Raw genomic sequence first — 19,033 nt, 5'->3', positions numbered from 1 at the left:
CTAATCTTGTGTGTAATAACTATAATCTTTAATAACAATATCTACAAATTCTATAGCCATAATATCAGTCGTAATTACAGCAACATCTTTAATTTTTTTACTCAACTCTACAATCACGTTATGATCTCCTTTTCTACGGGCATCATCAAACATTTGCTTAATGGTCTGCATTTCGCGATCACTAAATACCGTTACTTGAGGAAACTTAGGCACATAACCCTCTGGTAATTCTCTTAAAACAGTATCTCTAATACTTATTCTTTTCTTCTCACTAATAACGGTGGTCCCTGCGGCCATATCTCCTACGCGTTGGCCATTACCACGTAACAAAATAGTTAATACCGCAACTCCACCAGAGCTTAAGGATATATCCAAAATTCGCAAGATCCATCGCACAAAATAATTTGCAAATGTAGGGTTAGATCCGTCAAGTTTCACCACTCTAATTTTTAAGGCACTTTTCCCTACCGTTTTACCATTATTAAAGGTTTCTAATAGTAAGTAGTATAAAAACGGAGGTAATGAAAATAGCATATACATCGTCCAAGAGTCTCCAGAATCTAAATCTAAAGAAACCATCAGAATTATGACAAGAATATAATAGGCGACGATAATGAGCGTATCGATTAAAAACGCCAGCATTCTATCTCCTAAATGAGCCGTATTTTGACTAATACTAATATTTTGAGCGGTTTCTATTTGAAATTGTTCCATATTTTACTTTCTTTGAGTAAATACCCAAGGTTAATGCGCGAGGCTGCTTTCGTCAAACAAAATAAAGACAAATGGACAACTTTTGAAAATGTCCTAGCAAAGAAAACAGAAATAAATCCTGATGAACTTTCTGACCTTTATATTGAAATTACGGATCACTTGAGTTATGCTAAGACCTTCTATCCGCAAAGTAATACTGAATTTTTTCTAAACGCGCTAGCAGGCCAAGCCCATAGGCAAATCTATAAAACAAAACGAGAATCTAAGAACCGTATTGTACGCTTTTGGAAAACAGAATTCCCTACCATGTTTTACCACCACCAGCGAGAACTATTAATTGCTTTTCTAGTCTTTGGATTTTTTGTTGCTGTAGGTGTTTTCTCTTCGGCCAGCCAAGGAGACTTTGTCCGTTCTATTTTAGGAGATGGCTATGTAAATATGACCCTAGATAACATTGAGAACAATGACCCTATGAAGGTTTATAAAGAACAAGGGGAATTTAATATGTTTCTAGGAATAACGATTAACAATATTAGAGTAGCCCTCATGGCTTTTGTTTACGGCATATTGCTGGGTGTAGGTACTATCTATGTCCTCCTTAGAAATGGTTTAATGCTAGGCTCTTTTCAATATTTCTTTTTTGAAAAAGGCTTGGGGTGGGAATCTGTACGAACCATTTGGATACATGGTACTATAGAAATATCTGTGATCATTATTGCAGGTTGCGCAGGCTTAGTTCTAGCCAACGGATTACTCTTTCCTGGCACCTACCCAAGAATGGAATCTTTTAAAATGGGCGTAGTGAACGGACTAAAAATTGTAGTGAGTACCATTCCCTTTTTTGTCATCGCTGGCTTTTTAGAAGGTTTCATTACAAGACACACAGAAATGCCAGATTGGTTAGCTATCTTCATCATCTTAGCTTCCTTATCTTTGATTATATTTTACTATATAATTTACCCAATACAACTCCATAAAAAAAACCAACCACATGAATAACCAATTTATAGACTTTAAGCAAAAGCGTGAGCTAGGTGATATTTTGTCAGATACTTTTGCCTTTTTACGCACACAATTTAAGCCCTTTTTTACCACTTTCTTTAAAATTGTAGGTCCTTATTTGGCCGTGTTTTTAGTTAGTTACGGATTCTATTTTTCTAGCTTCTCTTCTATTATCGATTTTAATGCGAGTACGGAGTATGGCGTTAACCCTTTTGATGTATTTTCAAGCGTTGCTTTTGTTATTGCTGCAATTGTTTTACTATTTTCTGGTATTGCCACCTATGTACTTTCACAAGCTACCACACTTTATTACATACAATCCTATACAGAGAATAATGGAGCTATTAACGATTCAGAAATTAGAAAGAATGTCTACAAGAATTTCTGGAGTTTCATAGGGCTAGGTATTTTAGTGATTTTATCAGTAGGGGTCGCCTTTCTATTTTGCTGCATTCCTGGAATATTTTTATATGTACCGCTATCCTTAAGTTTTGCTATTATGGTCTACAGTAAACGAAGTGCTACAGACTCTTTTGGCTACAGTTTTGATTTAGTCAAAGATTATTGGTGGATGACTTTTGCAACTATTTTTGTGGTAGGTCTTATTGTTACTTTTGCCTCTTACGCTTTTAGTATTCCTGCTATTATTTACCAATACTTCAAGATGGGTATCTTTTCTGGAGAACTTGATTCAGAAACTATGGACGTAAATTTTATAGACCCCATCTATATCGTACTTAATTTAGTTTCTACACTCGCACAATTCTTACTTAATATCATATCGCTCGTTGCTATTACCTTTATTTATTTTAACCTTAATGAAATAAAGAATAATGAAGGAACTATGGAACGTATTCAAAAATTAGGAGGAGACTTAGATTCATAAATTCTATGAGCAGACTGCTATTTCTCTTTCTAATTTTCTGTGCTTTTCTAGTACCAGTACAGGCGCAGCAAGATTCTCTTGTACGCTATGACGATACGCGTTTAACAGTAAAAGAAATTACAAAAGATGACCTCAGCACCTATCAAGGTGATCCTGATTTTAATTATGAAGAAAAAGTAAAAGAAGCTTCGTGGCTAGATGATGTTTGGGCTTGGTTTCAAAATATCCTTAAACGCATATTTGAATGGGTCTTTGGTATAGATGCTGCAGTTGGTCCTTTAGCTTTTTTCTTAAAACTGCTTCCGTACCTTTTGTTATCATTCTTGATATTTCTTTTAATTCGTTTCTTTGTAAATGCGAATTTGCGCAACCAAAACAACAGTGCAACTAATGCCAATAGTGTAGGCTTATCTGAAGAAGAAAATATTATTAAAAATGAAAATATTGATGATCTTATTGCTAATGCCGTTGCTAATAAAGAGTACCGCTTAGCCATTCGATATTCATATTTGATGATTTTAAAACTCCTTACGGATAAGAATATGATTCAATGGGAATTGCAAAAGACCAATTCAGATTATCTAAATGAACTAACCCAAAACCAATTAAAAACACCCTTTAAAGCAAGTACCCGCCTCTATGAATATATTTGGTATGGCGATTTTACGATAGATGAACCCAAGTATCAAAAAGCTGCCTTAGCTTTTGCTACTTTAAAAAAGAGCATCAATGAAAATTCGTAAGACAAACATCGTTTATATCATCATAGGGATACTCACCTTTGCGCTCATATTATATCTAGAGTATAATAAGAAAGAAGAACTCAATTGGTTCCCATCTTATGTGGCTCAACATAAAATTCCTTATGGGACTAAGGTATTTAATGATATTTTAGAACAAAAATTTACAAAAACTACGCCTATAACGGTACCTCCTTTTCAGTTTCTTGAATCAAAAGATACCGAAGAAGAAAGCACGTATCTCTTTATCAATAATTCGGTTTCATTTCAAAAAGCAGAATTGGAAGCTCTTCTTGATTGGACTGCTAAAGGAAATACGTTATTTATTGCCTCTTCTAATTTTGAAAAAGAATTATTAGACACTCTGCATTTAGAAACAAAAAGTCTTTTTGGCGATGAAGGTTTGGCGCATGAATTTCAACACCGTTTGGTAAATCCGCAATTAAATTCTAAAATAAAATATCAATTTAAAAAAAGTTATAGCACCATGTATTTTAGCCAATTGGATACGCTAAATACCGTGGTTATCGGAGAAGTATCTAATGGTTCTGGGAGCAATTCAGTTTTTGAGACATACCCCAATAGTGTTCAACAACAATTTGGAGCAGGAAAAATTATTCTAACAGCCTTCCCTATAGCCTTTACTAATTACTTTATTTTAAAAGATAATAACAGAAATTACACGGCTGGAATGTTATCGTATATAGATGAAGAAAAACCAATCTATATAGACGCTTATTATAAAAGCGGCAAAAAATTCTATACGTCTCCCATGTATATCTTTTTAAATACAAAAGAGTTAAAATGGGCGTATTACATGATTATTATTGGAGCATTGGTCTACGTACTTTTTGAAGGGAAACGCAAACAAAGGGCGGTACCCATTGTTAAGCCATTACAGAACCAAACCTTAGCATTCACTAGGACTATTGCAGAAATGTATTATGAAAAGGGAGATCGTAAAGCTATTGCACAACACAAGATAAGTTACTTCTTAGAATACATTCGGTCTCATTTTTATTTAAACACCTCTGAAATTAACGAAGACTTTTTTGAAAATCTCGCGGCAAGAACGCATCATGAACCACATGAAATTAAAGACTTGTTTTTAATCTTCAGCTCAATAAAACACAAAGAATTTATAACAGATGCAGCATTGATACAACTCAATACTGCCATAGAAAATTTTAAAGCAAAAGCTCATGGAAAATAACGATACCAACACAAACGATCTAAGTTTTGATAACAGAATACCCTTAGAAGATTTAAAGAATGCCGTAGAAGCTATAAAAGCAGAATTGGCCAAAGTAATTATTGGGCAAGAAAATTTTATAGAATTATTGATTGTTTCTCTCTTAGTAGAGGGTCATGTGCTTATAGAAGGTGTACCTGGAATAGCAAAAACAGTTACGGCAAAACTGTTTGCAAAAACGTTACAAACAGATTTTAGTCGTATTCAATTTACACCAGATTTGATGCCTAGTGATATTCTAGGAACTTCTATTTTTAATGTAAAAACCTCTGAATTTGAATTTAAAAAAGGGCCTATTTTTTCTAATATTATTTTAATAGATGAAATAAACCGCGCCCCTGCTAAAACACAAGCTGCCATGTTTGAAATCATGGAAGAGGTACAAGTAACTATGGATGGTACTACTTATAAAATAGCCGAACCGTTTATGGTCTTAGCCACACAAAATCCTATTGAACAAGAAGGCACATATGCTTTACCAGAGGCACAATTAGACCGTTTCTTGTTCAAAATTAAGGTAGAGTACCCTACATTAGAAGAGGAAATAAAAATTATACAAACGCATCATGATCGTAAAGGCAGTAAACCTCAAGGATTAATAAACGCGGTGATTTCTCCTGAAAAATTAATGGACTACAAGCAAAAAATTCAAGAGATTGTAGTAGAAGAAAAAATTATAAAATACATCGCAGAAGTAATTTCTAAAACGCGTAACCATCCTCATTTATATTTAGGAGGTTCTCCAAGAGCTAGTATTGCTACATTAAATGCTGCCAAAGCCTTTGCAGCTATTGATGGGCGCGATTTTGTAATCCCTAATGATATCAAAAGAGCTTTAGTTCCTGTCTTGAATCACAGGGTTATCTTAACACCAGAACGTGAAATGGAAGGCATGAGTACCGATAGCGTAATTAAAATGATTATGGAATCTGTTGAGATACCGAGGTAGTTGAAATAGCCACCAAAAACGGCAATACACACCACCTTTTTACACTTAAACCTGTAGTTAATTAAGAGCAAATGAATTTTTTAAAATCGTTTTACATACATAATTCCTTTTTTAGGTATATCGCTATTTTATCAGCGTTATTTATTGTGTCGTACTGGGTAAAATGGCTTTATCCTATTGCTTGGATAACTACATTTTTTCTAATGAGCCTTTTTGTTTTAGATATCTTTTTATTGTACCGCTCAAAAAAAGGCATCGATGCCAGCCGAATAGCCCCTCAGAAACTATCAAATAGCGATCATAATACCATCACTTTAAATTTTAGAAGTTTTTACCCTTTCAAAGTACTTATCACGATTATTGATGAGCTACCCGTACAATTTCAAAAAAGAGATTTTGAATACCATACAACGCTTACAAGAGGTGATAAGAAACAATTTGATTACACGGTACGCCCCGTAGATCGTGGTGAATATGTTTTTGGAAATTTAAATATTTTTGTTTCTTCAACCTTAAAAATGGTAAAACGCAGGTATATATTTCAGAAAGATGAAATGGTTCCTGTATACCCTAGTATTATTCAAATGCAACAGTATGATTTTCTTGCAATGAGTAATAATTTAACCGAATTTGGGCTTAAAAAAATTCGTAGAATTGGTCACACCCAAGAGTTTGAACAAATTAAAGAATATATTGCTGGTGATGATTTTAGAACCATCAATTGGAAAGCCACTGCTAAAAGAAGTCAGCTGATGGTAAATCAATACCAGGATGAAAAATCACAACCTATCTATTCTATTATAGATACTGGAAGAGTCATGAAAATGCCTTTTAACGAGCTCAAATTAGTAGATTATGCCATTAATTCTACCTTAGCTTTTTCTAACGTCGCTTTAAAAAAGAATGATAAAACGGGGATGATTTCTTTTTCTAAAAAGATTGAAACTTTTCTACCTGCAGTCCAAAAAGTTACCTATTTAAATACTATTTTAGAAAAACTATATAACATCACTACGGCCTTTACAGATTCTGATTTTGGTTTGCTCTACGCACATATTAAAAGAAAGGTAAACCACAGAAGTCTGCTTTTATTATATACCAATTTTGAACATATTTCTGCCATGCGCAGACAGCTTCCCTTTTTAACCGCTATCGCAAAAAAACATGTGTTAGTCGTTATCTTCTTTGAAAATACAGAGTTAAAAGAACTTATAGAAACCAATGCAGAAGACATTCAAAGCATTTATCACAAAACAATTGCTGAGAAATTTTCTTTAGAAAAGCGATTAATGCAGAAAGAACTGCAACAATATGGCATACAAACCATACTTACAAAACCAGAACATCTTACCGTAAACACCATAAATAAATATTTAGAGATAAAGGCGAGAGGCCTATTATAATAAACATTCTAATTGCTTCTAGAGATGATCACCTATTCATTAGAAGCGTTTAAAATCTACTTTAGTAATAGAAAATAGTATTAAAATTGAGGATATTAATTATTTAGCTTTATTTTTAGAACTTAATAATGAATACCTACCATCATGAAAAACACCCTAGTAATATTATTACTTTTAATTGCATCTACTCTACAAGCACAAGAAACGTATTTGATGTGGAACGATGTAGACACTCAAAGATTCGGAAAAGAAACTATTTTTAAAACAGATAACAAACCGCTAGAAGGAGCTTATAAAATAGCAGAAAATAGTGGTGCCTATACCCAAGCCACTTTTAAAAATGGTAAAATGGTAGGTACTAAGAAAGATTTTGATTTTACTGGTAAATTAGAACAAGAAATTACCTTTAATGAAAATGGGCAAGCAGATGGCAAAAGCACATCTTACTATTCTAATGGTAAAGTATATGAAGATTTCATGTATAAAAATGGTCTGAAAGAAGGCGAATGGAAAACATACACCAATAAAGGAGTTCTTCAAAAAATAGAATCTTACAGTAGTGATTTAAAGAATGGTAAATGGGTAGCACATCTTAAAGATTCTAGTACCGGAACAAAACTTATAGAAACATCTTACTATAAAGATAATGAAGCTACGGGCAAATGGAATCAAAAAACAGAAGACGGCCGTTTAATCTGGGAAAAAAATTACTCCGATGCTAAAGATTATTCTAAAAAGGAATACTTTTCTAATGGGAAATTAAAATCAGAAGAACTTTACAAAGACAATAAGTTAGACGGTATTTGTACATATTATAGCTCTGCAGGAATCATCCTTAGCGAAAAAAAATATGAGGCTAGTTACTTAAAAAATCTAGTTAATTTTTATGCTAATGGCACAAAAAAAGAAGTGGCAGATTCTAAAGACGGACACCGTCATGGTCCTTACCAATTATATTCTGAAGATGGTACCCTTATTCTTGAAGGACAGTTTACCATGGGCTACAAATCTGGTGAATGGAAAAGCTATACAGATGATAAGATGCTAAAAGACATGTACACTTTTGAGGATAGTAGAAAAAAAGGTCCAGCTAAGACGTATAATGCTGCTGGTAAAGTAGAAAGTGAAGGTGAGTATCTAAACCATGTAAAAACTGGGCTATGGAAGTACTACAAGCTTAACGGAAAGGTTTCTAAAGAAACGGAATACAAAAATGGAAATGTTGTTTCTGAGAAAAAATACAATTAATTTATAAAGAACAACCACTAAGTACAACAACGGGAATACTTAGTGGTTATTTTTTGCTTTAAAAATACTAAAGCACGCTAATTGTAAGTTATCAGAAATCAACTATGGAATATTTAGAAAAAATAGATTGGCCTTTTATTTGGAGTATGGTAAGAGATACCGTAATTCCACATTCAGGCACCTTAATTTTTAACACCCTCTTATTTCTATTTTTAGGTTTCGCTATTTCACTTACCTACTCCATAGTCATTGCAAAGAAAAAATTACTCAAAAGAAAACCAAAATACTATAACTGGGCTGTGAAATTATACATCCCTATTGTCATACTATCTTTCTTATATGTTTTTGGGCAGATAGGTCTTATCCGTGGCATTTATAAATGCTTAGAAAAAGAGAAAACAAACATTGTCACTGGAATCTACACCAACACTCTAGGTTTTGCTTTTGAAACCGAAGAATCTAAAAATGATTTCATTGGCAAAATACAAGCCACTGCTATAGATACCAAAAACCGGTCTGATGAGTTTATCTTTCAATTGAGAAAAGAATCAAAAAATCACAATTCTGGCTATTCGCTCGTAGATTCAGGGAAAAATAAAATAGCTGATTATTTAATTACAAAATACGGTACAGACATTTACAAAGCAGGAGTGTATGCCATGCTTAATCTTGCCGTTGCAAAAGCTGCACACACCAATTTAGATGATGTAATGGCTTACGATGATTTTAGTGCAGGAATGGATTTTCTAATTTCTGTGGGTCATAGAGATATTGAAATAGCCGTTTTAGAAAAATTAGACACTTGGTTTACTTCTTTACTAAGTAATCAATACTGGGCCATGGTAAAGTCTTTACTTCTACTAGCTTTTATTATAGTACTCATCCCTATTGCCGAGTTCTTTATCTATAAAAAATGGATTGAACCAAAACTCCTTGAGAAAGAGCTTTTAACGGCGCAAGAGCATAAACCAAATCCCCTAGGAACTCCTCTAGAATAACCTGTTTGTCTCTGCGGCCAAGCTATTTTAAGGAAGGTATTAAAGATTTACTGGCCCCCATCATATGATATAGTAGATAGTAAAAATCTAAAAAAATAGAATAGTAACAGCATCTAGGAATAGCTTATGAATTTAAAATATACTTTAGGAGCCATCTTGACTATTCCATTATTACCTCTTCTATATTTTCAAGGCAAAAAAATTAAAAAAAGTGTTCCAAGGTTACCCGAGGCAAAAAATCCCAAAGGAATTTCAACAACTACTTCAGAAAAAACGTTTCATTTACTCACTATCGGAGAAAGCACCATTGCAGGTGTGGGTGTAGCTACCCATCAGGAAGGTTTTACCGGTAGTTTAGCTAATGAGCTAGCTAGCAAATTACATAAGAATATAAATTGGACTGTATTTGCTAAAAGTGGCTATACTGCAAAAAAGGTAGCCAAGAAAATAATTGATAAAATTCCTGAACAACCTATAGATTTAATTGTTATTGGACTCGGTGGTAATGATGCTTTTGAACTTAATGGTCCAAAAAAATGGAATCATGATGTACGTAATCTTATTAATAGTCTTCAAGTAAGATTCAAAGGCGTTCCAATTGTATTTACTAACATGCCTCCCATTAAAGAATTTCCTGCCTTTACAGGCTTAATAAAATTTACTATCGGCAATCTTGTAACAATATTAGGAGATGAATTAGAAAAAGTGGTTAAAGATTTTGATAACGTATATTATTATACCCGACCAGTAAGTTCTATAGATCTTATAAAACGTTATGACCTCAAAATAAGTAAAGCAGATTTTTTCAGTGATGGCGTACACCCGTCTAAAATTACCTATCAAATTTGGGCTAAAGATATTTCCAATTTCATTCTACAATCTCCAGAAATAAAAAAAGCAATAGGCTTTTAATTTTTTAAACGCTTACACCGTTGGTTCCTCTAGCATAATTTTTAATTTTACAGAAAGTCAGCGCTTTATGGAGAAAATAACTAGTATTTTTAGTTTTCAGGATTGCAAACTACCCTAACAATTTGTAGCACCAAAAAAAAATGAACATACAAGAAGAATTAAACGGCGTTCAAGACTATTTTTCACCGAGAATCCTTACCGCAGTGAATGATCAATATGTGAAAGTAGCTAAAATTAAAGGCGAAGATATTCCTTGGCACCATCATGAAAATGAAGACGAACTGTTTTTTATCATCCCTGGAGAACTTTTAATGGAAGTTGAAAATGAACCCAACAAAATTATGAAAACCGGAGATTTATATGTGGTCCCTAAAGGAATTAACCACAGAGTTTCGTCTAAAGAAGAATGTGCCAGCATGCTAATAGAAACAAAAACCACCAAACATACTGGTGCTATAGAAACGAACATTACTAAATCAATCCAAGAACAATCCTATTAAAGCAGCCTTTAGAGATAGGTACTACTTAAAAATTAAATAAATCAACCACCAACACCATTTACATTGAAAAAGAAAGTTCACCATTTCATCAACAACAATCCAATATTCTTAAAATTTATTTACGGACTTATCATCCTTAATATTTTAGCCATAATATTAGCCTCTTATAAAGAAATCCGATTCAATTACAGTCAGGTTCTAGAGAATTTCGAATTGTTTTCTGTCGTAATTTTTTCTTTAGAATATGTTTTAAGACTTTGGACTGCAGACGTGGAATATAAAAAAGGAGGCGCTTTTTCAAAAAGAATAAAATTTGCAACATCTGCCTATGGTATCATTGATATCCTAGCGATACTTCCCTTCTACTTGCCTTTATTTTTCCCTTTTGATTTAAAAGTCTTAAGAATACTCCGACTCTTTAGATTACTTAGAATTTTTAAATTAGGTAGGCTTTCAAAATCTATGAAAACAATTACCAATGTTCTAAAAGAAACAAAATCTGAATTATCTATCACTGTATTTGTAGCATTTGTACTGCTTATTCTATCCTCTACCCTCATGTATTATTTTGAGAACGAAGCGCAACCAGAGAAATTTGAAAATATAGGACAAGCATTATGGTGGTCTGTGGCCACACTTACTACCGTTGGTTATGGTGATGTGTATCCAGTAACTGGCGTTGGGAAAATATTAAGTGCTATTATTGCGTTAATAGGAATAGGCTTCATTGCTTTACCCACAGGTATCATAAGTTCTGCTTTTATAGATAAGGTACAAACGGATAAACAAAAAAAAATAGACAATATGCATATTTGCGAATGCCCAAAGTGTGGAGCCAAACACGAAAAAAATGTTATTTAAAAGAAAGCTACAACAACTAATATGGACGTCGTAACCTTAAATATAAAAATATATGGATCAAATTGAATTTCCTGTTATCAGAATCAACAGTAAAAACTGGTCTGACACAGAAGAAGGTATTCCGCTTGAGACCCACTATATTTACACTCCAAAAACTACCATTTTTAATCAGTATTATCTAAATAAAGAAGTTGCCGATTGTAAAGGTACCATCTATAAAATCATAGACAGAAAGCAACCTGATAATTTTTGGCGCGTTATTTTTAGTTTTATTCCGGGAGTTTATAAAGCTGAATTAGTCTTTCAAAATACTTCTAAAACAATAACACTACCCGCCTTGAAGGAGGATTTAATTATGGGTATAAAACGCTTTGAAACTGAAGATACCAAAAATATCACCAAAGATTGGATTGCAGAAACAGAAAGCGCAAACAGCATCAGAGAAATGCTTGCAGGAGCATAAAAGAAAACTAAACAGGCTTTCAACATAAAATCAATAAAGGGTTTATATAACTGACGTTGAAAACCTCAACTATCAATTTCTAATGTAATACGAGTATATTTTGATTGAAGAAAAAGATGTTATCTTACGAGAAGTACAGCAATTAACCGAGCTTCTAAAAGTACTTATCCGTAAGGTTAATGATTTTGAATCTAACAATGAGGCTTCCTCAATAGAAGAAATTAATGTTAAGCTGAAAAACCATTTCAAATTTTCAATTCAGGAACTATCAGAAATGCCCACCGAGAATTTTATTCTTGTCATAAAAAATTGGAATGAAGTTCATCATGAAAAAATGATTATGCTTCTATACCTTTTGATCACCAAAAGTACGGAAACTATTATACCAATAGACAAAGAAGCTCTCATTGAAAAAACGCTATTGTTGATTACCTTATTAGATGAAAAGTCTAAAACCTATTCTATAGAAAGAGTACAACTAAAAAATACTCTGCAACAGTGGAGCTAATCTTTAAAATAAATTCTATTGAACGAAATTGAAAAACCAAAAGATCGCGGACACTTAAGACAAGTTTTAGGGAAGGAATACTTTATTCTCAAACGAAGGTACCATTGGTTATTTACAGATCGCACCTATGCAAAAACGACTACCAATGAAGGTCATGAACATTCTGTTTTTTACCACAAATCTCTCGTATTAAGACCTTTAAAAGATGTAGATATGTATCTGCAAGAGAATAAAAGAACGAATCTTAGCATAGCCATTAAACATTTGCATGAAATAGAAATAAAACCGAATGAACATTTCTCATTATGGAAACTTGTGGGGCGTCCTACAAAAAGGAAAGGCTATTTAGAAGGGCTGGTATTAAAAAGTGGCGCTATCGATAGAGATATTGGAGGCGGACTTTGCCAATTGGGCAATCTTCTCTTTTGGATTTTTGCTCATAGTCCTTTAACCATTACGGAACGATACCGCCATGGATTTGATGTTTTCCCTGATGTAAATAGGAAGGTTCCTTTTGGTGCAGGAGCTACACTATCCTATAATTATATAGATTTACAAGTTAAAAATGAAACCAAACATAGTTTTGTAATTAAACTATGGTTAGATAAAACACACTTAAACGGTGAGCTATTTTCTAATACTAAAATTAAAGAATCTTATAAAGTTGTAGAGCGTAACCATCAAATAAAACAACAATCTTGGGGTGGTTATTCTAGACACAATCAAATAGTGAAGATAACCAATACAGGAGAAACTGAGACAGCCTCCATAATTGTAGAGAATCATGCTATAATGATGTACAATCCGTTTCTACAGAACAAAGAAGAGTAACCCAGACATACAATTAAAACCCGTACCACCCTGCATACTTACACTACGCTAAGAGAAATTGAAATCAGCAACACCTTATTCTAAATCGCTCTTAGCCTGCGTCACGTTTTGAAAAGAAGGAAAAGTTTCTGTAATACTCCCTACCCCCTTTTTGTTAACTTTAAAAATAACGTCTTTAGATGTGGTAAATAATAATACCGATAAAAAAGGATTTTTAATATGTGGTTTTATAACCTCTAAGGCTTCTTCTAAGCTGAGCTCTTGCTCTTGATCTTCTGTGTCTCTAGACCGGTATCTAAACTTAAGCAATACTTTAAAACCCTTATCAGAATAGACTGGTCTTAAAAATATATTTTTTAATTCGGGCTTACCAATGGTCTTTGCCATAGTTAACTTAGCAAAGCGGCCTTCCTGAATACTTTCTTTTACTTGTTCCCAGAAAAGAACAAACACTTCTTGATATGGCATAAACTAAGGGTATTATTGAAAAATTTATTTAGGCTTCAAAAATACTACTATTAATTCAAATCAAAAATTTGAATTGACATCAAATACTCGTTCACTAGAAATAACAGGTCGAAACCTACATATGTAGCCCGCGCCTAAGTACACCTATAATTGTCTTTATTTTATTCCAAGAATTTTATTGAAAGTTTTTACTTCACATTGATAAAAACGAACTAACTTTTGTTTAAGAGTTTTTAAAAAATCATGCATGCTATTGAAGTTTAACTATTTACTATTGGACGCCAAATAAAAAAAATGTTACACTTTCTATATAAAAAACGCGCATTATATACATCAGAACAAAGCAACCTAATAAATTTCTTAGTATTTTTAAAAAGCGTTAAAAACAGCATCTAATGAAAAAAATACTACTTGTTTTGATTACGGTCTTATGTTTTACAGGCATAAAAGCCCAAAGTATTAAAGGTGCTTGGGAACGCTATTACACCAATGATAAAGGAGACCAGATTAAGAGTGTGGTTATTTTTTCTGATGGCTACCAAGTATTAACCAATTATAATGCTACAACTGGAGCTTTTATTGATTGTAATGGTGGTACCTGGCGTTTAGATAAGGAAACCATTACTGAGAAAGTTGAGTTTGATTCACAAAGACCAAAAAGAATAGGTACTGAAGTCAGTTTTAAAGTGGCAATAACCGATTCTACACTGACAAAACTAGAAGGTGCTATCCAATTTCATAAAATAGATGATGGCCGACCTGGAGCTTTACAAGGAGCTTGGTTAATGTCTGGACGTATTAAAGATGGAGAGCAACAAACAAGAGACACTACACTTCCTAGAAAAACCATGAAAATATTATCCGGAACACGCTTTCAATGGATCGCCTATAATACCGAGACCAAGCAGTTTATGGGAACAGGTGGTGGCACCTATACAACACAGAATGGCGTTTATACAGAATCCATCGAATTCTTCTCTAAAGATAATTCCAGAGTTGGTGCTAGCCTAGATTTTGACTATCAGATCAAGGATGGCAATTGGCATCATTCTGGAAAATCTAGCAAAGGAAACCCCATTTACGAGATTTGGAGTTTACGTAAGTAATTGGACCAATCCCTAATTAGTATGGCTTTGGAGTAAAATGTACAGCCCATTTATAACCAATCAGAATCTTCTAAAGTAAATAGCTGGCTTATTTCAACTTTAAAAACTTCAGCTAATCTAAGCGCTAAGACTGTTGAGGGAATATATTTACCTAGTTCCATCGCATTGATGGTCTGCCTACTGACTTTTGCCAATTTTGCTAAATCAGCTTGTGTAATATTTTTCTTGGCCCTTTCAACTTTTATATTATTCTTCATAGAGAGCTGCTTTTTTTAGTTTGGAAATCTGCCAAGTAAACCTGATGATAAAAAAAAGCAAGATGGTAAACATATTAAATATCATAACCCATAAAAAGGAAAAGTTGTAAATAAACACAAAAGAAAACAAAAGTATTCCATAGTTTGCATAAACAGACCAAACTAGAGATTCTAATCTGATTTTTGAAATATACTCATCTTCTAATTTTTCTCTGGAGAAAGCAACAAACAAAGAGCTCACAATAATCAAAATTCCAAAAATTTCATTTAAAATATTATTTTCCACCATTCCAAACACTAGCTTATTTTCAAATATATCGTCTAAAAAAATAGCTGGAACATTGAAATCTAAATAATAAGGTTCATATTCAAATACGAGTACGAAAAAACCTAGAATAGCAGATGGAATGAGCATAATAAGGCCCATTTTTTTAAACTTATGAGGAAGGAGGTAATTATTATTCATATAAAATTCATTTAAATATAATCAAATGTAAAACAAACTTTACTTTTAGACAAGCGTAATTTACATTACATGAATTTATTATCTATAAAATTTAATTAATAAGTGAGAATATTTAACGCTTCGGTTCGTCGAAGACCATAATATTAACAGGCAGCGCAAATAAAAACAATCACATTACTCTTCTACTTTTGTATAGTTTTAAGACAAACTCAAGTCGTACATATTTTCTACACAAAAAGTGTATTCTAAAACCAAAATAATTTATACCCTAAAAAATACTGATTACAAGAACCACATACTATCCAATTAGCTCCTACGTTGAATATATAAACCACACTAAAAATTATAACATGGATATTTTCAATTCAAACAGAAAATTAGAAGAATTAGTGATGTTCGGAATTGATTGGGGTATATTTCTTCGTCATGATATGGAGGGCCAAATTGCTCCTTTCATGTATTTAAAAAATGGAGATGAAGAGTATGTAAGGATGCTGATGACTGATGGTGATCCTTTAGAATATGCAAAAAAAGTTTTAGCCCAAGAAGAAAAACCTTTTCAACAATTTATTGTTGGGTACGAAGGATATCTGAGTGATGACCAAAAGGAAAGAGTAGATACAATTATCGTACATGGTTTTGATGTAACTCAAGAAAAAGGAGTTTCACTTGGTCAGATGTTTTCACCTAAAGAAAATGGTGCTTTTAAGAAAATTGATAAAGTTACCTTCCTTGGAAATCCGGATATAATTATACCCTTACAACCAAATTTAAATCCTGATTATTCCGTTGAGGAAATAGGATTTAATGCAATAGCCTTAAGTGATAATGAAACAGGCCTAACTAAGTATGTTGCTATACTTACACATGACAGTCCTACCATAATTGCTAATACCTGCAAACAATTTTTAAGAGGCAAATTTTCTTCCGAAAAGGCGCATGAATTAAGTGGTGATTTTGAAGTTAAAATTACGGATAATTGCATAAAAAACACAGAACTGCTAAGCTTCTTAATTACAAACGCTATTAATGAAATACTTACTACGGATACTATTACAAATTGGGGTGACAAGTATAAGAGAAAAGCATCTATTTCAGCTACATATAACAATGAAATTATATATGAATCAGCAATTGATGTTAAGCCTTTAGTTGCTGCAAGCAAAAAGCAAGAAATTGATATGTCTAAATTGACGACAACAGAACTGGATCAAAAATTTATTGAGATCATAAACATACCTAATGCTAGGACAAATATAGAAGCGTTAACTAAAATGTCTGAACTTTTAAAGGAATATGAAAAAAGAGGTATTTCTACTCCTGATAAACGAAATCCTGTAAAATCGGGGAACACGGTAGAAAAAAAATGGTGGCAATTTTGGAAATAAATTTTACGTATTACAAACCTTAAAACATTTGAAATTTAAAGCTCATAAAACCTATCTTTTATATGGAAAACTGTACTCTTTACAGCCACAAACTAGAATTTGAAAAAATTGTACAATTACTAAAAAAGCACGTACCAAAGGCGCATATTGATGTGCAGGATCAGGAAGAAAATAAATCAATTACCGCAACTCTTAAAGGTGGTTTTTTCAGCAAGGCGAAATCCTTAAAATTAAATTATCGTCAAAGAAAAAACCCTTCGTACACGCTTGATAAAGTAGCGTGTGGCCTGACCCAAAACTTAGAAGGTATGGTCAATTATATTCAAGCATTTCCAGCCAAAAATGAAGCTATAAAAAACAAATTTTTACACAAAGTTAAGGCGGCTAATTGTGAAATTGCTTTTATAGCAACACCAGAAATAACCCAGGAATTTGAAACTTTTTTACGAGAATTAGCACTAGAGTTAGACGCATACATCTTTGCACAACCCAACAAATTATTCGCTAAATCTCAAGGGCAATATTTTGCAGATAAGCACTTAAACCTAATAATAGATAACACTGGTGCTTGCGAAATTCAAGAATTGGAAGTAAATGTTGATGCAAAATATCATGATCAACCCGCAGAAAGCTATACTAAGGAACAAATAGAACGCAAAGAAAAATCAGAATCTTTTTTAGAACAGCATGGGATAAAAACGAACAAGAATTTGCCCTGCACTATTGATGCTGTAGCTGTAGAAGTAAGAACTGAAAAAGAACTAATTGATAGAGCCTATGCCTTACTCGTTATTGCCGCTAAAGGTGAGGATGTGGAACAAGAACATTTAATAAAAACTGTTGAAGCCAAGCAAATTAATAGTTTTTCGCCCTATGAAACATTTATATATGACGCAGCAACCTTAAGCGATCAAGAAAGAGCATATGCCACTTGGCGTTATGAAAGTTTGTATGTAGTCTTATGGGCCTTAGGAATAACAGAAGAATTAAAATATCCAGACGAAATTTGTGACGTAAGCGCTATCGTAAGTGCCATTTTCCAGCCTTCACGAGAAAATTTTGAAAAAATGGTTAAATTAAAAAGTCCGTTTGAAATTTTAGATGAACTAGATAAGACATACCGCATGAATTGGGCTTGCGTAGATGCCAGAATCAACGGGAACGAAGTTGCAGGAGGAATAAATTCTAGTGTAGTTTATGAACGGCATTATGCCTTAAATTGGCTTACAAATCACCAAAATCAAGATTGGGATGCTGTTCAAACAAACACGTAATTATTCATATTAAACTACAAACTTATACTTTTAGCTCCGTAAACAATTGCACAATGAAAAAAATCCTACCCCTTCTCCTATGTATAGTTACGACTATTATATCGGCACAATCAGAAGCTCATTTAGAAAAATTTAGCAATTTAGAACCCGATTTGTGGTTGGGTATTTGGGATAGCGCACATTCTAATACCAAACTTAAAATAGATACCTTAAGCTATGATGATATTCCTAAAGCCTTAGATTTTAGAGGTACCGTTGTAGAAGCCTTGCAATGGGAAGATGGTATAGGAGATAATCTTTTAATACAAACCGTAACAGGCCATTTTAATTGGAAAGATTATGAGGAAAACGGAATAGACTATATGGTACAAGATAAAGCAGAGCTCTACGCCTATTTATTTACCAAAAACAAGGAAGAATCTAGCTATCAAAGAAAATGGAAAATTTACGACTATACAGAATGTTTTGGGGTAGATTGGTATATAGGGTTTTTAGCAAAAGCTACCACTATTACCGATGTCGATGAGGACGGAATTTCTGAAATCAGCATTCCATATATAAGTGTTTGTCGTGGGGGAATGGATCCTAGTTCCTTAAAAATAATCATGTATGAGGACACTGAAAAATATGCCCTGAGAGGTGCAACTATGATCATGTGTGGGTCAGAAAACGCTTATGGCGGAGATTTTACGATGAGTACTACAGTACAACATAATGCCATCTTCAAAACTTTCTTAGCAGAGCGTTGGGATAGTATTAAATGCGAAGACAGCATGCAGTTCTAATAGCCCTTCCCTATTAAGAACA

General features: G+C 33.2%; 22 protein-coding genes. 18 read left to right on the top strand and 4 right to left on the bottom strand.

Annotation, left to right across the window (positions count from 1 at the left end; all coding sequences use genetic code 11):
- Nucleotides 1-714 (bottom strand): RDD family protein, encoded by a 714-nt coding sequence (locus tag M666_RS11260; protein ID WP_025614615.1) that lies wholly within the window; start codon nt 712-714, stop codon nt 1-3.
- 33 nt (nt 715-747) lie between these two features.
- Here M666_RS11260 and M666_RS11255 point away from each other — a divergent pair, with 33 nt between their 5' ends.
- From M666_RS11255 to M666_RS11190, 14 genes are all read left to right on the top strand, one after another.
- Nucleotides 748-1,713, top strand: a complete 966-nt coding sequence (locus M666_RS11255) for a stage II sporulation protein M (protein WP_029445931.1) — start codon at nt 748-750, stop codon at nt 1,711-1,713.
- Nucleotides 1,706-2,602: a hypothetical protein gene (locus tag M666_RS11250; RefSeq protein ID WP_029445930.1), complete on the top strand. Its 897-nt coding sequence runs from the start codon at nt 1,706-1,708 to the stop codon at nt 2,600-2,602. Before M666_RS11255 ends, M666_RS11250 begins: the two co-directional genes overlap by 8 nt.
- 5 nt (nt 2,603-2,607) lie before the next feature.
- Nucleotides 2,608-3,345: a DUF4129 domain-containing protein gene (locus tag M666_RS11245; protein ID WP_029445929.1), complete on the top strand. Its 738-nt coding sequence runs from the start codon at nt 2,608-2,610 to the stop codon at nt 3,343-3,345.
- Nucleotides 3,332-4,555: a DUF4350 domain-containing protein gene (locus M666_RS11240; RefSeq protein WP_039325661.1), complete on the top strand. Its 1,224-nt coding sequence runs from the start codon at nt 3,332-3,334 to the stop codon at nt 4,553-4,555. Before M666_RS11245 ends, M666_RS11240 begins: the two co-directional genes overlap by 14 nt.
- A complete protein-coding gene (locus M666_RS11235) occupies nt 4,545-5,543 on the top strand; it encodes an AAA family ATPase (protein WP_025614610.1) in 999 nt (332 codons plus the stop codon). The genes M666_RS11240 and M666_RS11235 overlap by 11 nt, the downstream gene beginning before the upstream one ends.
- 71 nt (nt 5,544-5,614) lie before the next feature.
- Nucleotides 5,615-6,946: a DUF58 domain-containing protein gene (locus M666_RS11230; RefSeq protein WP_029445927.1), complete on the top strand. Its 1,332-nt coding sequence runs from the start codon at nt 5,615-5,617 to the stop codon at nt 6,944-6,946.
- A gap of 144 nt (nt 6,947-7,090) precedes the next feature.
- The gene (locus M666_RS11225) at nt 7,091-8,194 is read left to right on the top strand and encodes a toxin-antitoxin system YwqK family antitoxin (RefSeq protein WP_029445926.1); all 1,104 of its coding nucleotides are present in this window, start codon (nt 7,091-7,093) and stop codon (nt 8,192-8,194) included.
- Between the two features lie 104 nt (nt 8,195-8,298).
- Complete coding sequence (locus M666_RS11220) at nt 8,299-9,192, top strand: hypothetical protein (protein ID WP_029445925.1); 894 nt, start codon at nt 8,299-8,301, stop codon at nt 9,190-9,192.
- A 126-nt stretch (nt 9,193-9,318) separates the two neighbouring features.
- Nucleotides 9,319-10,104 carry an SGNH/GDSL hydrolase family protein gene (locus M666_RS11215; protein WP_029445924.1) on the top strand — a complete coding sequence of 262 codons (786 nt, stop codon included), beginning with the start codon at nt 9,319-9,321 and terminating at the stop codon, nt 10,102-10,104.
- A 140-nt stretch (nt 10,105-10,244) separates the two neighbouring features.
- Nucleotides 10,245-10,604, top strand: a complete 360-nt coding sequence (locus tag M666_RS11210; protein ID WP_029445923.1) for a cupin domain-containing protein — start codon at nt 10,245-10,247, stop codon at nt 10,602-10,604.
- A gap of 63 nt (nt 10,605-10,667) precedes the next feature.
- Nucleotides 10,668-11,465, top strand: coding sequence for an ion transporter (locus M666_RS11205; protein ID WP_025614604.1), 798 nt, complete (start codon nt 10,668-10,670; stop codon nt 11,463-11,465).
- Between the two features lie 52 nt (nt 11,466-11,517).
- The gene (locus M666_RS11200) at nt 11,518-11,928 is read left to right on the top strand and encodes a hypothetical protein (protein WP_029445922.1); all 411 of its coding nucleotides are present in this window, start codon (nt 11,518-11,520) and stop codon (nt 11,926-11,928) included.
- A gap of 100 nt (nt 11,929-12,028) precedes the next feature.
- The gene (locus M666_RS11195; protein WP_029445921.1) at nt 12,029-12,436 is read left to right on the top strand and encodes a hypothetical protein; all 408 of its coding nucleotides are present in this window, start codon (nt 12,029-12,031) and stop codon (nt 12,434-12,436) included.
- A gap of 18 nt (nt 12,437-12,454) precedes the next feature.
- Nucleotides 12,455-13,267 carry a VanW family protein gene (locus M666_RS11190; RefSeq protein WP_024480068.1) on the top strand — a complete coding sequence of 271 codons (813 nt, stop codon included), beginning with the start codon at nt 12,455-12,457 and terminating at the stop codon, nt 13,265-13,267.
- Nucleotides 13,268-13,342: 75 nt separating this feature from the next.
- Here the strand turns inward: M666_RS11190 and M666_RS11185 are convergent, their stop codons facing one another.
- Entirely contained in the window at nt 13,343-13,735 is a 393-nt protein-coding gene (locus M666_RS11185; protein ID WP_029445920.1) for a hypothetical protein, read from the bottom strand.
- Nucleotides 13,736-14,130: 395 nt separating this feature from the next.
- Here M666_RS11185 and M666_RS11180 point away from each other — a divergent pair, with 395 nt between their 5' ends.
- Nucleotides 14,131-14,841: a DUF4488 domain-containing protein gene (locus tag M666_RS11180; protein ID WP_029445919.1), complete on the top strand. Its 711-nt coding sequence runs from the start codon at nt 14,131-14,133 to the stop codon at nt 14,839-14,841.
- Between the two features lie 50 nt (nt 14,842-14,891).
- Here the strand turns inward: M666_RS11180 and M666_RS11175 are convergent, their stop codons facing one another.
- Both M666_RS11175 and M666_RS11170 read right to left on the bottom strand, forming a co-directional pair.
- Nucleotides 14,892-15,098 carry a helix-turn-helix transcriptional regulator gene (locus M666_RS11175; protein ID WP_029445918.1) on the bottom strand — a complete coding sequence of 69 codons (207 nt, stop codon included), beginning with the start codon at nt 15,096-15,098 and terminating at the stop codon, nt 14,892-14,894.
- Entirely contained in the window at nt 15,088-15,564 is a 477-nt protein-coding gene (locus M666_RS11170) for a hypothetical protein (RefSeq protein ID WP_029445917.1), read from the bottom strand. Before M666_RS11170 ends, M666_RS11175 begins: the two co-directional genes overlap by 11 nt.
- A 350-nt stretch (nt 15,565-15,914) precedes the next feature.
- Between M666_RS11170 and M666_RS11165 the strand changes: the two genes are divergently transcribed.
- The 3 genes from M666_RS11165 to M666_RS11155 all read left to right on the top strand — a co-directional run bounded on the left by M666_RS11165 (nt 15,915) and on the right by M666_RS11155 (nt 19,011).
- Nucleotides 15,915-16,952, top strand: coding sequence for a hypothetical protein (locus tag M666_RS11165; RefSeq protein ID WP_029445916.1), 1,038 nt, complete (start codon nt 15,915-15,917; stop codon nt 16,950-16,952).
- 62 nt (nt 16,953-17,014) lie between these two features.
- Complete coding sequence (locus M666_RS11160; RefSeq protein WP_029445915.1) at nt 17,015-18,226, top strand: DUF4272 domain-containing protein; 1,212 nt, start codon at nt 17,015-17,017, stop codon at nt 18,224-18,226.
- Nucleotides 18,227-18,279: 53 nt separating this feature from the next.
- Complete coding sequence (locus M666_RS11155; RefSeq protein ID WP_029445914.1) at nt 18,280-19,011, top strand: M949_RS01915 family surface polysaccharide biosynthesis protein; 732 nt, start codon at nt 18,280-18,282, stop codon at nt 19,009-19,011.
- Nucleotides 19,012-19,033: the final 22 nt, after the last annotated feature.

The organism is Cellulophaga baltica 18 (genome assembly GCF_000468615.2).
GTDB classification, from domain to species: domain Bacteria; phylum Bacteroidota; class Bacteroidia; order Flavobacteriales; family Flavobacteriaceae; genus Cellulophaga; species Cellulophaga baltica.
Note: the sequence above shows the minus strand (reverse complement) of the source record. Positions and strands in the feature narration are given on the sequence as shown.

Bases quoted from the DNA above. Each gene is read 5' to 3' on its own strand.
- M666_RS11175 (WP_029445918.1), bottom strand. From the start codon at position 15,098: ATGAAGAATAATATAAAAGTTGAAAGGGCCAAGAAAAATATTACACAA.
- M666_RS11250 (WP_029445930.1), top strand. From the start codon at position 1,706: ATGAATAACCAATTTATAGACTTTAAGCAAAAGCGTGAGCTAGGTGAT.
- M666_RS11260 (WP_025614615.1), bottom strand. From the start codon at position 714: ATGGAACAATTTCAAATAGAAACCGCTCAAAATATTAGTATTAGTCAA.
- M666_RS11220 (WP_029445925.1), top strand. From the start codon at position 8,299: ATGGAATATTTAGAAAAAATAGATTGGCCTTTTATTTGGAGTATGGTA.
- M666_RS11225 (WP_029445926.1), top strand. From the start codon at position 7,091: ATGAAAAACACCCTAGTAATATTATTACTTTTAATTGCATCTACTCTA.
- M666_RS11245 (WP_029445929.1), top strand. From the start codon at position 2,608: ATGAGCAGACTGCTATTTCTCTTTCTAATTTTCTGTGCTTTTCTAGTA.
- M666_RS11200 (WP_029445922.1), top strand. From the start codon at position 11,518: ATGGATCAAATTGAATTTCCTGTTATCAGAATCAACAGTAAAAACTGG.
- M666_RS11165 (WP_029445916.1), top strand. From the start codon at position 15,915: ATGGATATTTTCAATTCAAACAGAAAATTAGAAGAATTAGTGATGTTC.
- M666_RS11160 (WP_029445915.1), top strand. From the start codon at position 17,015: ATGGAAAACTGTACTCTTTACAGCCACAAACTAGAATTTGAAAAAATT.
- M666_RS11235 (WP_025614610.1), top strand. From the start codon at position 4,545: ATGGAAAATAACGATACCAACACAAACGATCTAAGTTTTGATAACAGA.
- M666_RS11170 (WP_029445917.1), bottom strand. From the start codon at position 15,564: ATGAATAATAATTACCTCCTTCCTCATAAGTTTAAAAAAATGGGCCTT.
- M666_RS11180 (WP_029445919.1), top strand. From the start codon at position 14,131: ATGAAAAAAATACTACTTGTTTTGATTACGGTCTTATGTTTTACAGGC.
- M666_RS11230 (WP_029445927.1), top strand. From the start codon at position 5,615: ATGAATTTTTTAAAATCGTTTTACATACATAATTCCTTTTTTAGGTAT.
- M666_RS11255 (WP_029445931.1), top strand. From the start codon at position 748: ATGCGCGAGGCTGCTTTCGTCAAACAAAATAAAGACAAATGGACAACT.
- M666_RS11240 (WP_039325661.1), top strand. From the start codon at position 3,332: ATGAAAATTCGTAAGACAAACATCGTTTATATCATCATAGGGATACTC.
- M666_RS11185 (WP_029445920.1), bottom strand. From the start codon at position 13,735: ATGCCATATCAAGAAGTGTTTGTTCTTTTCTGGGAACAAGTAAAAGAA.
- M666_RS11210 (WP_029445923.1), top strand. From the start codon at position 10,245: ATGAACATACAAGAAGAATTAAACGGCGTTCAAGACTATTTTTCACCG.
- M666_RS11155 (WP_029445914.1), top strand. From the start codon at position 18,280: ATGAAAAAAATCCTACCCCTTCTCCTATGTATAGTTACGACTATTATA.
- M666_RS11215 (WP_029445924.1), top strand. From the start codon at position 9,319: ATGAATTTAAAATATACTTTAGGAGCCATCTTGACTATTCCATTATTA.